The organism is Spirulina subsalsa CS-330, from assembly GCF_028330765.1.
Lineage (GTDB): Bacteria > Cyanobacteriota > Cyanobacteriia > Cyanobacteriales > Spirulinaceae > Spirulina > Spirulina subsalsa_A.
Genome location: NZ_JAQMTY010000214.1, coordinates 1 through 14,970, shown reverse-complemented (window position 1 = coordinate 14,970; position 14,970 = coordinate 1). Strand labels below are relative to the sequence as shown.

At 56.3% G+C, this 14,970-nt stretch carries 9 protein-coding genes and 1 pseudogene; 7 read left to right on the top strand and 3 right to left on the bottom strand.

The window, feature by feature from the left end:
- Positions 1-150: 150 nt before the first annotated feature.
- Positions 151-213 (top strand): annotated as a pseudogene (locus PN477_RS20925) (hypothetical protein); the annotation flags it as partial.
- Positions 214-249: 36 nt separating this feature from the next.
- On the top strand, positions 250-2,262 hold the full coding sequence (locus PN477_RS14975; protein ID WP_272122387.1) for a CHAT domain-containing protein: 2,013 nt from the start codon (positions 250-252) through the stop codon (positions 2,260-2,262).
- Here PN477_RS14975 and PN477_RS14970 read toward each other — a convergent pair.
- The gene (locus tag PN477_RS14970) at positions 2,240-6,379 is read right to left on the bottom strand and encodes a response regulator (protein ID WP_272122385.1); all 4,140 of its coding nucleotides are present in this window, start codon (positions 6,377-6,379) and stop codon (positions 2,240-2,242) included. The genes PN477_RS14975 and PN477_RS14970 overlap by 23 nt on opposite strands.
- A 546-nt stretch (positions 6,380-6,925) precedes the next feature.
- Between PN477_RS14970 and PN477_RS14965 the strand changes: the two genes are divergently transcribed.
- Genes PN477_RS14965 through PN477_RS14955 form a run of 3 tightly spaced genes read left to right on the top strand, consistent with a single transcriptional unit; the run spans position 6,926 to position 10,261 of the window.
- Entirely contained in the window at positions 6,926-8,446 is a 1,521-nt protein-coding gene (locus tag PN477_RS14965; protein ID WP_272122383.1) for an NAD(P)H-hydrate dehydratase, read from the top strand.
- Positions 8,447-8,477: 31 nt separating this feature from the next.
- Entirely contained in the window at positions 8,478-9,353 is an 876-nt protein-coding gene (locus PN477_RS14960) for an ABC transporter permease (RefSeq protein WP_072622749.1), read from the top strand.
- 56 nt (positions 9,354-9,409) lie between these two features.
- Positions 9,410-10,261 (top strand): PhzF family phenazine biosynthesis protein, encoded by an 852-nt coding sequence (locus PN477_RS14955; RefSeq protein WP_272122381.1) that lies wholly within the window; start codon positions 9,410-9,412, stop codon positions 10,259-10,261.
- A gap of 98 nt (positions 10,262-10,359) precedes the next feature.
- Here the strand turns inward: PN477_RS14955 and PN477_RS14950 are convergent, their stop codons facing one another.
- Entirely contained in the window at positions 10,360-11,028 is a 669-nt protein-coding gene (locus PN477_RS14950; protein WP_272122379.1) for a TetR/AcrR family transcriptional regulator, read from the bottom strand.
- A gap of 126 nt (positions 11,029-11,154) precedes the next feature.
- On the opposite strand from PN477_RS14950, the gene PN477_RS14945 reads away from it, so the two are divergent.
- Both PN477_RS14945 and PN477_RS14940 read left to right on the top strand, forming a co-directional pair.
- Positions 11,155-12,192 carry an NAD(P)-dependent alcohol dehydrogenase gene (locus tag PN477_RS14945; RefSeq protein WP_272122377.1) on the top strand — a complete coding sequence of 346 codons (1,038 nt, stop codon included), beginning with the start codon at positions 11,155-11,157 and terminating at the stop codon, positions 12,190-12,192.
- 193 nt (positions 12,193-12,385) lie between these two features.
- Positions 12,386-14,167 carry an ABC transporter ATP-binding protein gene (locus PN477_RS14940; RefSeq protein ID WP_272122374.1) on the top strand — a complete coding sequence of 594 codons (1,782 nt, stop codon included), beginning with the start codon at positions 12,386-12,388 and terminating at the stop codon, positions 14,165-14,167.
- 185 nt (positions 14,168-14,352) lie between these two features.
- On the opposite strand, the gene PN477_RS14935 is transcribed toward PN477_RS14940, so the two are convergent.
- Positions 14,353-14,784 (bottom strand): type II toxin-antitoxin system VapC family toxin, encoded by a 432-nt coding sequence (locus PN477_RS14935; protein WP_272122373.1) that lies wholly within the window; start codon positions 14,782-14,784, stop codon positions 14,353-14,355.
- Positions 14,785-14,970: the final 186 nt, after the last annotated feature.

Below are 14,970 nucleotides of genomic sequence, written 5' to 3'. Positions count from 1 at the left end.
GGACATTCAGTGGACGTTAAACAGACGCTTGTGGAGGGGAATCTGGACGGGGTTTCAAGACAGAGATGACTTGAGACTAGACAAACCCAATGAAGCAAGAATCCCCCGTTATAATCTTTGATTTAACGGTGGGAGTGTCAAACCCTCAATAACATCGGTGTCGTCTATGCCAACGCCAACCAACCCGCCGCCGCCCTGCGGGCCTATCACGATGCTTTAGGGATTATTCATGAGTTAGCCGAGGCGGGGGTGCGCTATTTGGGCGAAGAAGCGGCGATTTTAAACAATTTAAGCACCCTCTTTTTTAGCCTGGGCCAAGCCTCCGATGCCCTCGAAACCGCACAACAGGCGTACCAACTGCATCAAACCTGGTTATCGAAAACCGACGACACGCCGCCGCCCCTGGAATTGGAACTGTTGCGGGATACCTTGGGGCAATCCCTCCTCAGTCCGGTGATTGTCCATCAAGAATTAGCGGTGCGGGCCCCCTTGGGGCGCACGATCCCCACGGATCAACAACAGGCGGGGCAGGCCTTGACGGTGCTCAATTTGGGGCGGATGTATCAGCGGGAGGGGGATCTCACCACGGCGCTGAATCTGTTTCGGGAGGCGGAGGGAATTTTTAAGGGGTTGGGGAATGAGGCGGCGCTGGCCTTGACCCGTAGCAGTTTGGCGCAGATTTATGCCGAACAGGGGAACTACAACGCGGCGATCGCCCTGCAAACCGAAGCCCTCGCACAGTATCAAGCCACGGGGGACGCAGCGGGGATCACCGTGGCCTTGAGTAATTTGGGCCATCACTACGAGCAACAGGGGGATCTCACGGCGGCGGAACGTCAGTATCAGGATGTGTTGAAGGGGCCGAAGACAGGCAATGCGATCGCCCTGGCCTTTGCCGAGCGGCATTTGGGGCAACTGCGTCTTCAACAGGGGCGGCTGGATGAGGCGATCGCCCTGTTGCGCCAATCGATCCAAACCCTCGAAGCCTTGCAACCGGGCCTCACCGATGCGAGCCAAGTGGCCCTGTTTGACCAAACCCGCACCGCCTACCAAGCCTTGCAACGGGCCTACATTGCTCGCCACGATCCAGAGGCGGCCTTAGTGGCGGCAGAACAGGGCCGCGCTCGGGCCTTTTTGGAACTGTTGGGAGACCGGAGCGATCGCCCCTCGCCGGCAACTGCGCCGGACTTGGCCGGGATTCGCGCCATCGCTCGCACCACTCAGACCACCCTCGTGGAATATTCATTCATTGATGAGCAAACCCTCTATATCTGGACGGTGCAACCGACGGGAGCGATCGCGTTTCACACCCAAACCCTAACCCCCCTCGATGCGAACCCCGATGATACGGTCAGCGATACGGTGGTGCGGACACGCAATCAGGTGCTGGGGCAACGGGGCGATCGCATCCCCACCGCCCTCACCACCCTTTACCAAACCCTGATCGCCCCCATCGCCGCCGAACTCCCCACCGACCCGGAGCAAGTGGTGGCGATCATCCCCCAAGACACCCTGTTTTTAGTGCCCTTTGCCGCCCTGTTGGATCAAGCCGGACAGCCGTTGATCGCCCGCCATACCATCACCACCGCCCCTTCGATTCAAACCCTGGCCCTGCTGCGGGGGCGGCGCGATCGCTTGCCCCACCATCCCCTGATCGTCGGTAATCCCACCATGCCCAACCTCAGCGCGGGGCTGAATCAACCCCCCCAAAGCCTCGCCGCCCTCCCCGGTACAGAAACGGAAGCCAAGGCGATCGCCACCCTCCTCAACACCGCGCCTCTTTTGGGCAACGCCGCCACCGAAACCACGGTGCTGCAACGCCTCCAGCAGGCCGACGTGATCCACCTCGCCACCCATGGCCTCTTAGATGAAATCCCCCTGTGGTCATCGCTTCCCGGTGCGATCGCCCTCGCTCCCGATGACCACCATGACGGCCTGCTCACCTCCCTCGACATCCTCCAGCAGCAGATCAACGCCGATTTAGTGGTGCTTAGTGCCTGCAATACCGGGCGCGGTCAATTGACGGGGGATGGGGTGGTGGGGTTGGCGCGATCGTTTTTAGGGGCAGGGGCGCAGCGGGTGATCGTCTCGCTGTGGGCCGTGCCCGATCAACCCACGGCTCTGTTGATGACGGAGTTTTATCGCCAGTGGGAGGGTCAGGCTGATCCGGCGATCGCCCTGCGCCATGCCATGCTCACCACCCGCGCCACCTATCCCGCTGCGAAAGATTGGGCCGGGTTTACAGTGGTTGGGGCGGGGTAGCTGGGGCGGCATATTTTTGGCGTTCTTGGGCCATGGCCGCTTGGACGCGCTCGGCTTCCCCTTGGATTTGCGACCATAACTCAGCCGCCCCATTGCTGATCTGCGATCGCCCCAACCGCTCCAACGCTTGGCACAGTTCCGCCAAGTAACTCGCCCCCAACGAAGCACTGCTCGACTTCAGCGAATGGGCCGCCCGCTGAAGCTGGTCATAGTCCCAGTGCGTCACCCCCGCCTCAATCTGAGCCAACAGATCCGGCACAATCTCCACATAGGAATCAATCAAATCCACCATCAAATCATTGGCCCCATCACCCCCCATCATCCGCAGTTCATCCAACACCGCCGCATCCAACACCGAAGCCGTCGGTTTCGGGCGTTGTTGCAGCGCATCCAGGTGACGTTGATGCACCGTGCTGAGGGCTTCGATCAAGGCTGGGAGGCGAATCGGCTTGCTCAGGTAATGATCCATCCCCGCATCCAGGCAAGCGGCGCGATCGCCCTGCATCGCATTCGCCGTCATCGCAATAATATACGGACGCTGGGCCTCAGGCCATTCACTACAAATATGGCGCGTCGTCTCTAAGCCATCCATCTCCGGCATCTGCACATCCATCAGCACCACATCATAGGACTGCCGCGCCAACGACTCCAACACCTCCAAGCCATTCGCCGCCACATCTGCCCGATAGCCCAGCTTTTGTAAAATGCTTAACGCGACTTTTTGGTTCACCACATTATCTTCCGCCAACAAAATTCTGAGGGGAACCGTTTGAGCGAGGGGCACTTCATTCGTCTGAGTCATAATCTTCTGGGCAATATCATCCAACGGCGGATAGAGGGCTTTCACAAGCGCATTATACAATTGTGACTGTTTAATCGGTTTATGGAGATACCCCACAAAGGGACTGAATGAATCGGATGTTTGCACCGTTCCCACCGCATTAATCGAAATCAACATTACGATCGGCAGTTTCGGCCATTGCGATCGCACCCGTTTCGCCAGGGTTTCAGCATCAAAATCCGACAAACTCATGTCCAGAATCATCGCATCCACTTCTTGATCCACCGGATGATTCGTGCAGTAGTCCAACGCCACCACCCCCGACTGTTCCACATAGGACTGCATCCCAAAGCTGCGCAGTTGGAGCGATAACACTTGCAAATTGGTTGCATTATCATCGACGATTAACACCCGTTTCCCCTGGAGCGGATTAGTATCGGGGGAATCTTGATCAAGGGGATCAGCCCCATCGGTGCGGATCGGAATGGTGAAATGAAACGTCGAGCCGATGCCGACATCACTGTCAACCCACATCGTCCCCTGCATCACTTCCGTGAGCCGCTTACTGATCACCAACCCTAAACCCGTACCGCCGTAATGACGGGTCGTAGAAGCATCCACCTGGCTAAAGGCTTGGAACAGACAATGGTGGCGATCGTGGGGAATCCCAATCCCCGTATCCTGCACCTGAAAATGCAACGTCACCACAGTCTGATCCCGATCCGCGATGGGAACCATTTCCGGCCAATGCACCGACACCTTCACCACCACCTCACCTTGCTCCGTGAACTTCACCCCATTACTCACCAAATTCACCAAAATTTGCCGTAACCGGGTCACATCCCCCACCACCAGTTCCGGCACATCGGACTCCATTAAATACGCCAACTCAAGATTTTTCTGCGCCGCACGGGAGGCCAACAAATCGAGGGACTCTTCAATACAACTCCGCAGTTGAAACGACTGCTGTTCTAGTTCAAGTTTGCCCGACTCAATTTTAGAAAAATCCAGAATGTCATTAATCAGCGTCAACAATGCATCACCACTGGTGCGAATCGTCTCCACAAAATCATATTGCTGATGATTTAACGGTGTATCGAGTAACAGGCCCGTCATACCAATCACCGCATTCATCGGCGTGCGAATTTCATGGCTCATCATGGCGAGAAATTCACTTTTCGTGCGGTTGGCCAATTCTGCATCAGCTTTCGCTAAATACAGGGCTTCTTCGGCCTGTTTCCGTTTGGTAATGTCGGTGATGGTTCCGACGAGACGATGGGGTTTACTGTGGGTTTCTTTAAGACATTTGCCTTTCGCTTCAATCCAACGATATTCCCCGTCACGATGCTTCAAACGGTGGATATTTTGATAGAGCGAGGTTTGACCGTCAAGGTGGCGTTGAATATCTGTAAATGCGAGGTCAAGATCATCAGGATGCACCCGTTCTGACCAGGTTTCTACGGTATGGGGTAAGGGGTGATCCGCATAGCCGAGAATGCGCATCCAAGCCGGCGAATAATACACGGAATTGGTTCGCAAATCCCAATCCCAAATCCCATCATTGGTGCCGGAAATAGCGAGATCGTAGCGTTCTTCTCGTTCGCGGAGAATATTTTCAATGCGCTGCCGTTCGTGGATTTGGACGATGAGGTCGGCGTTGAGTTTGACCAGTTCATGGGTGCGCTCTTGGACACGGTCTTCGAGGCTGCTTTTGGTTTGTTGTAGTTCGTCAAACTTTTGCCGGAGGGCGCGGGCCATCAGGTTGAAATTTTCCGTGAGAATTTTGATCTCGTGGATGTAGGTGGTCTGACTGGCGAAGGGTTGAAGGGGGGTTGAGGTGTCAAAGAGTTTGGCAGGGAGGTTGGTGGTCAGTTTGGCCAGGTTGAGGAGGGGACGACTAAAACGACGACTGAGGAGGGTGGCAATGGCGAGGGCAATTCCGACGATCGCTAAAATCATCGCCAAAGATCGGATGTAGATGCGTTCGAGACCATTGATATGGTTGGCGGTGGCGATTTGTACCCGTAAAATCCAGGGCAGTTGATTGCCCATGGTTAAGTCTGTGCTGTAGAACGACTGCCGCCAGCGAGTCATGATCGGAACGTTGGGGCGGGGTTCCGGCAGCCAGTGAACAATGTGCTCATTCACCTGGCGAATCTCCCCTTCGGAGATCATTTTTTGGGCTTCGGCTAAGGGGTAACTGGTGGTGATCAGTTCGTTGCTTTGGGTGAGGAGAATGGCTTGGAGGTTCCCGATCCTGTTTTTGCTGCGCAGGAGTTCGGTGACATGCTGGAGGTTGAGCCGAGCATGGATGACGGGGGGGGCGATGGTGGATGGGTCGAGATCCGCGAGGACGGGATAGTAAAAATGCAGTTGGGGGGGGCGATCGCTCGTCCCAAGCTCTAAACGAGTTTGGGGTTGGGTGAGGGTGTCTAGGGAGGAGGTGAACGGTGTGGAGTTGGGGGAGTCTAGGGGGGAGGTGCTGGCGATGGTGTTTTGATTGCCATCCCACAGTGTGATTTGGCTGAGGGAGGGTAGGTTTTGTTGCGTTGTCCTAAATGCAATTTGAAGCTGCTCTGGGGTGGCTGTTTGGCTAAAGGTGGCGAGGTTGGCGATCGCATCTTCATGCTGGTCATACCAAAAATTAAGATTATTAATTAAAGGGTAGGATGCTACGTCTAATTCGGTTTGAATTTCAGTTTCTAAATTCGTCAAAGACTGTTGAGCATTAAAGACCATCACAAAGAGAGATGGGAAAAAGACAAAGGCTATAAAAACAGTGAGCAATAATTGCTGAAAGAGGCGAGTGCCATGGGAACGTTGATATTTAAAATAAGGAAAGAGAGGCAGTAAATAAATAAATAATTGCGCCATTAAGACGTTGGCGATCGCATTAACGGGCTGCTTCAGAGCCACTAAAATGACACCATTGGTGGACATCGGCAAGAGGCCACCATAAAAAATTCCCACCAGTGGAATGCCGATCAATAGCCAATAGTATAAAACCAAGGAAACCATGTTCCAATTGCGGCGCTGTAACCCCCATCCCACAAAAATAGCTTCGAGGGTGAAAATGATCACCGCATAGGGATGATTCCACAAAATATAAGTACAAAAGCCAGCCACCAGTCCGGCCAGACTGCCCCACATCCAGCCATAAAAGTACAGAACGAGAAAAACTGCAATTTCCCCGAAAATAAAATCAACACCAAAGAATAAAGAAAATTTATAGTAGTTCCCCAAAAAGCCCAAAACAATTAAGGCAATAAGGACTAATACCTTTTTGGTATTCCATTGCTGAACATGGGATAACCGGGATTTTTTTTCAAGACTCATGTTTGTTTGATGAGGGGCTTTCACCGATCATGACTTGATAAAGAAAAATTAATCAAAATAGAGCAGCCCAGCGTGTTTTGTGGGCGCTGATTTGCTTTAGACTTGGATTGATAGGAAATTTGGACGTTAAAATCAGCGAAATAAGTATCTCATGAGGGATAAGATCCCATCGTATCGTATTCGGTGATACCCTTTTGCTTTTAGACTTTTGACCTGATTTGAATTTTGTTAAATATTCATAAAATTTTTTATTTTTTAACAAAACTCAAAAATAGCCACAATGCACTAAAGCGGTTTGAATCCTATCAAAAGGCGCTGGATTGCGATCGCGTTGTTGCCGTAAAAGGATCAAAATCCTTAGCTTGCCGGATCTTCTCGCTGGCTCACGTTGCCGAAGCGATTCCGACTCGATACAGGGGTGACTTGAAAGGATTAAGCCTAGACTGTGACTATTATACAGGCGTGCCTGAAATAACTCTGAGTTGTGATGCTTGAGCGTGATCCTGTGCTACCAAAATTTCGTTAGGGGCTGAGTAATCAATCACGATGAATCGACAGTATCCCATTGTAACGGCTGACCAGATGCGCCGAATTGAGTCGCAACTCTTTGGGGCAGCAATGCCGGTGGCGGCGTTGATGGAGAAGGTGGCGGGGTTGATGGTGCAGCGGATTTTAGCCAGTGCGGTGGGGGCGCGATCGCAGTCCTTCGGTATCCTCGTCGGCCCGGGTCATAATGGCGGCGATGCTCTCGTGATGGCGCGAGAATTGGCATTAATGGGCCGTTCGGTCTTGCTGTATTGTCCGTTTTCGCGCTGCAAACCCTTGACTGAGCAGCATCGCACCTATGCCGCCTATGTACAGATTCCCACTGTCTCCAGCCTGGCTGAGTTGATCCATTGTGATTTGATTATTGATGGGCTGTTTGGGTTCGGCCTGACGCGGGCGATCGCGGGGGATCTCGCGGCTGAGATTACCGCCCTTAACGAGAGCCAAACCCCCGTGATTAGCATTGATTTGCCGTCGGGGATTCACACCGATACGGGGGCGGTGTTGGGGGTGGCGGTGCGGGCCACTGAGACGCTCTGTTTAGGGCTGTGGAAGCGGGCCTGTTTTCAAGAGGCGGCCTTGCCCTATTTGGGCGCGGTGCAGTTGGTGGAGTTTGGCATTCCGCCCCAGGCGATCGCCGCTGATCTCGGCCCCACCCCACCCCATCAAGTTTTCACCGCCGCCCAGGCCCGCGCTAGTTTACCCCTTCCCCGTCCCCCCATCACCCATAAATATCAACAGGGGCATCTCTTGTTAATCTGTGGGTCGCGGCGCTATGGGGGGAGTGCGGTGCTGGCGGCGTTGGGGGCGCGGGCCAGTGGGGTGGGGATGCTGTCGATCGCAGTGCCGGAGTCCCTCGCGTTGCTTTTGGTGGCGCAGGTTCCGGAGGCGTTGGTGATCGGGTGTGAGGAGACGGCCACGGGGGCGATCGCCTCACTGCCGACGGATTGCGACCTGAGCCGCTATGATGCGATCGCCTTCGGCCCGGGCTTAACCCAGGATGTCCCCGATCTCCTCACCGCGATCCTCTCGGTTCCTGTGCCGTTGCTCCTCGATGCCGATGGCTTAAATCTGCTGGCCCAACGCGGTGCGATCGCCACCCTGAAAACCCGCCCCGCCCCCACAATCCTCACGCCCCACCTGGGGGAATTTCGCCGCCTGTTTCCCGATTGGGACGGGGGCGATCGCTTCACAGCCCCCACCGCTGCCGCTGCCCAAACGGGCGCGATCGTTCTGCTCAAAGGGGCACGGACTGCGATCGCCCATCCCGACGGAAACCTGTGGATCATTCCCGAAAGTACCCCCGCCCTCGCCCGTGGCGGCAGTGGCGATGTCCTCACCGGCCTCCTCGGCGGTCTCCTCGCTCAACCCACCGCCCCCCTCGATCACATCGCCGCCACCGCCGCCACCTGCCACGCCCAAGCCGGTCGCCTCATCGCCCACACCGAGAGTGAACTCGCCGCCGATCCCCTCACCCTGGCCCAAACAGTACCCAAAGCGATCGCAGCAATGGGAGAATAAAGCCGTTCTTGCCCATGATTTTGGATTGCCGATGGTAGCCTCGAATGCACGCTGGTTGCAGTTCTTTAAACGTCCCTCCCTCTCCCGACACCTGATGGTGATCGGGGCTGTGATTACGGGTCTATTTATCCTGACCGCCCTCTCCGCCCCCCTCCTCGCCCAGTGGGGCATGATCGCCGACCCCCAAGAATTCCTCACCAACCCCCTCCACGAACCCCCCAGCGCCGCCCATTGGTTCGGCACGAGTCGCCAAGGGTATGATGTGTTTTCTCGTACCCTCTTCGGGTCACGGGCGGCCCTCCATGTGGTGGTGATCGCCACCACCCTGTCGCTGCTGATCGGTGTGCCTTTGGGGTTGGTGAGTGGCTATCTGGGGGGACGAGTGGATCGTCTGTTGATTTTTTTGATGGATACGATCTATACCCTGCCGGGGTTGTTGCTGTCGGTGACCTTGGCGTTTGTGGTGGGGCGTGGGGTGTTTAATGCGGCGATCGCCCTCAGCATCTCCTACGTTCCCCAATATTTCCGCGTCGTTCGCAACCATACCACCAGCGTTAAAACTGAACTTTTCATCGAAGCCGCCCGCGCCATGGGAGCGTCCCCCCTCCACATCCTCTCAAAATACCTCTTCCTCAACGTCATCCAAAGCGTCCCCGTCCTCTTCACCCTCAACGCCGCCGATGCGATTCTGATCCTGGGTGGCCTCGGCTTCCTCGGTTTAGGCCTCCCGCCCGACATCCCGGAATGGGGCTACGATCTCCGCCTCGCCCTCGATGCCCTGCCTACCGGGATTTGGTGGACGGCCCTCTTTCCCGGCCTGGCGATGACCTGTCTTGTTACCGGCCTTTCCCTGATGGGGGAAGGTCTGAGCGAAATTTTCAACCCCCCCACCGATCGCGGCAGTTAGTCCTACGCGGTACGGTATTTCAACCCCATCCCATCGATCAACCCCAAGGTATAGCTATGCAACAGATCCCCACAGCAAAACTCGTTCAAAAAATTGCGGCGTTTTCCGATGGTGCGATCGGGGGAAATCCTGCCGGGGTCTTGATTGCGGCACAGCATCCCAGTGAACCGGAGATGAAAGCGATCGCCGCTGAAGTGGGTTTCTCAGAAACGGCCTTTGCTGCCCCGATGGACGATGCCTTCCGCGTTCGGTACTTTTCCCCCGCCTCAGAAGTTCCCTTTTGTGGCCATGCCACGATCGCCCTCGGTGCAGCCCTAGCCCTAGAACGGGGTAACGGCACGTTTAAACTCATCCTCAACGACGCAGCAATCACCGTAGACGGTCATCAACAGGACAGTATCATCACCGCCGCCCTCCAATCGCCCCCCACCCACAGCACCGCCGCCGCGCCGCCACTGGTCACCGAAGCGCTGCACCTCTTCGGCTACACCCCCGACGACCTCGATCCCCACCTCCCCCCGGCCTACATCCACGGCGGGGCGAATCATCTCCTGCTCGGCCTCAAACGCCGGGACACCCTCGCCGCCATGGCCTACGACCTCGAAGCCGGTCGCGTCCTCATGGAGCAAGCCAAAATCATCACCATTCTGTTAGCCTATGCCGAAACCCCCCAACGCTTTCACACCCGCAACCCGTTCGCCTCTGGGGGTGTGTATGAAGACCCGGCCACAGGGGCGGCCACGGCAGCATTGGGGGGGTATCTCCGTGATCTCAACTGGCCCCATCAGGGCGCGATCGATGTGGTGCAAGGGGAGGATATGGGGATGCGGTCTCTGCTCAGGGCGGAAATTTCCCCCATTCCCGGTAGCTCGATTCGCGTTTCTGGCACGGCCCGCCTGATGGCGTAGCAGGCGTTCAATGGCGGCTAAACGCAGGCTGGGCAATCTGGTCATCCGCCCGATCGCTGCCCAGGATCGGGCGGGATCACCCTTTGGCGATCGCTGGTTCAGGGGGATGGGGGTTCAATGCGATCGCGCAATGGTTCTAACCCCTGCAAAATTAAATCTAAGCCGAATTCAAACGAGTGAATGCCGTCGTACTGTCCCGCGATCACCTGGTGGGTGAGGGCGTTCATGTGGGGGTATTGTTCCGGGGGAATCATCGCGAGATATTGCTCGGCGGCGGTGGCGTAGTCGGCGGCCTCGAAGGGAAAATTTAACGCCTGGAGGGTGAAGCCGTAGATGTGGCTATCGATCGCATTCCAGGCATGGTCGGCCAATTCTAAGGAAAATCCCGCCGCCCGCAAACAGCCCAAGGTGGTATCAATGTAACGCAACATCGCCGGCCCCACGTTCACCCGCGCCATGATTTCCAACGCGGCCCAGGGATGGCGCATCAAAACCCGATGGGCGGAGCGGGCGCGGTGGCGGATCGCGGTTTGCCAGTCGGTATCGAGGGGGGGCAGATCAATTTCGCCGATGACGCGATCGACGATGCCGTCGAGAATATCGTCCTTGTTGGCGACGTGGTTATAGAGGGACATGGCTTTGACACCGAGGGCTTCAGCGAGTTTCCGCATCGAGAGGGCCTCTATACCGCCATTGTCTACGAGGTGGAGGGCGGTGTGGAGGATGCGATCGCGGCTGAGGGGTTGGGAGGGTGAAGGGTTAGACATCGGATGGGGGTAGGTTGCCTAGGCTGTATCTTGACAAACTTACGTCGTAAGTTAAACTTACAGTGTAAGTGCAAGGGGTCACGGTTGATCGTCCCCGCTGCCCATCCCTAAATTTTTGAGGTTCCTATGGCTCCATCTTTCACACCGTCTCAATCCCGTACCGAGCAACCTGTGACGATGCGGGCGATCGCGCAAACTCGCTACGGTGGGCCCGATGTCCTCTCGTTGCAAACCGTCCCCAAACCCCGCCCCGCCGACCATGACGTGCTCGTGCGGGTCTACGCCACCTCCGTCCATGCGGGGGATTGGCATTTGATGCGCGGTACACCGTGGCTCGTGCGGTTGATCTACGGTGGTTTGTTCGCTCCCAAGCTTCAGATTCTCGGCTCCAACATGGCGGGACGAGTGGAAGCGGTGGGGGCGGCGGTGACGGAGTTCCAGCCGGGGGATGCGGTTTATGGGGACTTGTCGGAAGCTGGGTTTGGCGGGTTTGCGGACTATGTTTGCGTACCGGCGGCATCGTTGGCGTTGAAACCGGTGAATCTGAGTTTTGAGGCAGCGGCGACGGTTCCGGTGTCGGCGTTGGCAGCGTTGCAGGGGTTGCAAGCGGTGGGGCAGGTGCAGCCGGGTCAACGGGTGCTGATTAACGGTGCGGCGGGGGGTGTGGGGTCGTTTGCGCTTCAGATCGCGGCATCGTTGGGGGCGGCGGTGGCGGGGGTTTGTAGTGCGTCGAAGGTGGAACAGGTGCGATCGCACGGCTACGATCGCATCTTCGCCAGTCGTGAAGCCGCGATCGCAGATGGCCCCTACGATCTCATCCTCGACACCGCCGCCTATCGATCGGTATTCGATTGGCTCCCCGCCCTCACCCCGTCCGGAACCTATGTCCTCGTGGGCGGTTCCACAGCACGATTTTTTCAAGTCATGCTCTTGGGATCAGCGATCGCGAAATTGACAGGCCACCCGATCAAAGGTCTGGTATCCGCGCCGAATCGGGAGGATTTGCAGCGTTTGACGGATCTGATTGAAGCCGGCCAGGTCGTGCCCTGGGTCGATCGCACCTATCCCCTCGCCGAGACTCCGGCGGCGATCCGGGCATTAGAATCGCGGCAAATCTGCGGCAAAGTGGCGATCGCGGTGTATTGCGATCGTGCTGATGGTTAGATTGTGTTGTCTTAAGCGATCGTAGTGTGATTGCCCTGATTGCGGGTTTGGAGACCAAACCCCTACCCGATCGGCTCCCGTAGGGGCTTGGTTGCCAAGCCCAGGTTGCGACTGGATCAGATCACTTGCCTCCTGATCCAATACCAAACGGGAAATTTGTTAAAATCGGTCAAATTTCACCGATCACCTGCCCATGAACCATCCTGTTCTTGATGTTCGCCATCTCTGCGTTCAATTCGTCACGGACGGAACGACCCGCACGGCTGTTGATGAGATTAGCTTCACCTTGGCGCGGGGTCAGACCTTGGGGATTGTGGGGGAATCGGGATCAGGTAAATCGGTGACATCCCTCGCCATTTTGGGGTTGGTTCCCCATCCGGGGCGGGTGACTCAGGGGGAAGTGTGGTTTTGTGAGGCGGACGGAGAGCCGGTAAATCTCTTAGGCTTGCCCGAAGAAGAACGCCGCCGCTATCGGGGCGGAGCCGTGGCGATGATCTTTCAAGATCCGATGAGTTCCCTTAATCCGGTCTATACGATTGGGTTTCAAATTACCGAGGCGATTCGGCTCCATCAAGGGGTTGGCGATGCGGAGGCGCGACGGCGGGCGATCGCATCTCTGCAAGAAGTGCGGCTCATTGCCCAAGACGATGAACTCCTCAGCCAAGCCGCGCCAACCCTCGGCACTGAAGCAGGCGATCGCGCTCGTTCCCAATGGGTCAACCAACAGAAACGCGCCATGCTCGATCGCTACCCCCACGAACTATCGGGCGGCCAACAGCAGCGGGTGATGATTGCGATGGCGATCGCCTGTAACCCGACGCTCTTAATCGCCGACGAACCCACCACCGCCCTCGATGTCACTGTTCAGGCGAGTATTCTTAAACTCCTCGCCGATCTTTGCCGATCGCGCCAAATGTCCCTCGTTTTCATCACCCATGATCTCGGCGTGATCGCCGAAGTAGCGGATCAAGTGGCGGTGATGTATCAGGGCAAGATTGTCGAGCGCGATCGCGTCAGTGCCATTTTCCAAACCCCCCAACATCCCTACACCCAAGGCCTCCTCGCCTGTCGCCCCCGCCTCGACATCATCCAAACCTATCTCCCCACCGTCGCCGACTTCCTCGCCGGCAATGGTCAAGCCGCCCCGCCTGAACCCCCAGCTACCCCCCCAGCCGATCGCACCCTGGAAAAACCCCTCTTACAAGTGAAAAATCTCCGGGTTGGTTTCCCGATTAAAAATAGTTTGGGCCTCGAAAAGCAGCATTTTATGGCCGTGAATGATGTGTCGTTTGAGGTGTATCCCGGTGAAACCCTGGGCCTCGTGGGGGAATCCGGTTGTGGTAAATCCACCCTCGCCTATACCCTGTTGCGCCTGATGCCAGAACTGGCCGGCGAGATCTATTTTGAAGGGGAAAACATCACCCAATACAAGCCCCGCCAACTGCAAAAACTGCGCCGCAAAATGCAGATTATCTTCCAAAATCCCTACAATTCCCTCAACCCTCGGATGACGGTTGGCAATACCATTATGGAGCCGTTGCGGGTTCACAATCCGAACCAACCCAAAGCCGAACAGCGCGATCGCGCCGTGGATCTCCTCGAACGGGTGGGCCTCGATGCGACGATGATGAATCGCTATCCCCACGCCTTTTCCGGCGGTCAACGGCAGCGGGTTTGTATTGCGCGGGCCTTGGCCCTCAATCCCCGCTTTATCATCTGTGATGAATCGGTGTCCGCCCTTGATGTTTCGGTACAAGCCCAAGTCTTGAACCTGCTCAAGGATTTACAAAAAGACTTCGGCCTGACCTACATTTTTATTTCTCACGATTTAAGTGTGGTCAAGTTCATGAGCGATCGCATCATGGTCATGAACAAGGGCAAAATCGAAGAAATCGACCGCGCCGAAGCCATCTATTCCAACCCCAAAACCGACTACACCCGCCAGTTAATCGCCGCCATTCCCGCCGGTTTATAAGTTGCGGTTTCTCCATTGCGATCGAGGGTTGCCAAGGGTCATGCCATCATCTGCTCACGGGCGATCGCATCTCGTTTTGGCTCAGGGGCTAATCATTGCAGGGTTTTGAGCATGGTTTGGAGTTTGAGTTGGATTTCGCTTCGCGATCGGGGTCGGAACCGGCGACGATGCCCGCGCCGCCCCTGCTAGAATCGCTCATCAACGCCCCAAGGATTGACGATCGCAATCCCACACCCGGCAAAATCGTCCACATTCCGGGTGGCGATCGCCGCCCCATGTACCCGACAAATACTTACAATCTGCGCATCTGCTTGCGAAATTGGCGTTCCACTCCGGCGGCGTTCCGCAGCAATACTGGCGAATGCCACCGCCGCCGCCTCATCAAATGGCAAAATTCGCCCCGCAAAATCTTCCCGAAACATTAACTGCGCCGCTTCACTCAATGCCTCTCGCCGTTTTCCCTGTGGCAACAAGGCAATACCATACAGAATTTCTGCTGCTGTGATGGCTGTTATGTACAACTCCGAACTCACCTGTTGACCCACCCATTCACCTACAACCCCTGAACCCTGTGGCCGCATCAACTCAGACAACACATTCGTATCCAGAACAATCACACCCAGTCCTCAAACCTTGGAGTCTCGCGGATGGGTTCTCGCTCGTTGACATACTCCCCCACTAAACCCTACGGGCTATAGTGGGGGATTCTGAACAGCCAGTTACCTGACCATTTATCCACTCAAACAACGAGAGTTGCAGAGGGTTGCTAGGCTCAACGACTAGCGCCATTGATTTATCCTGAT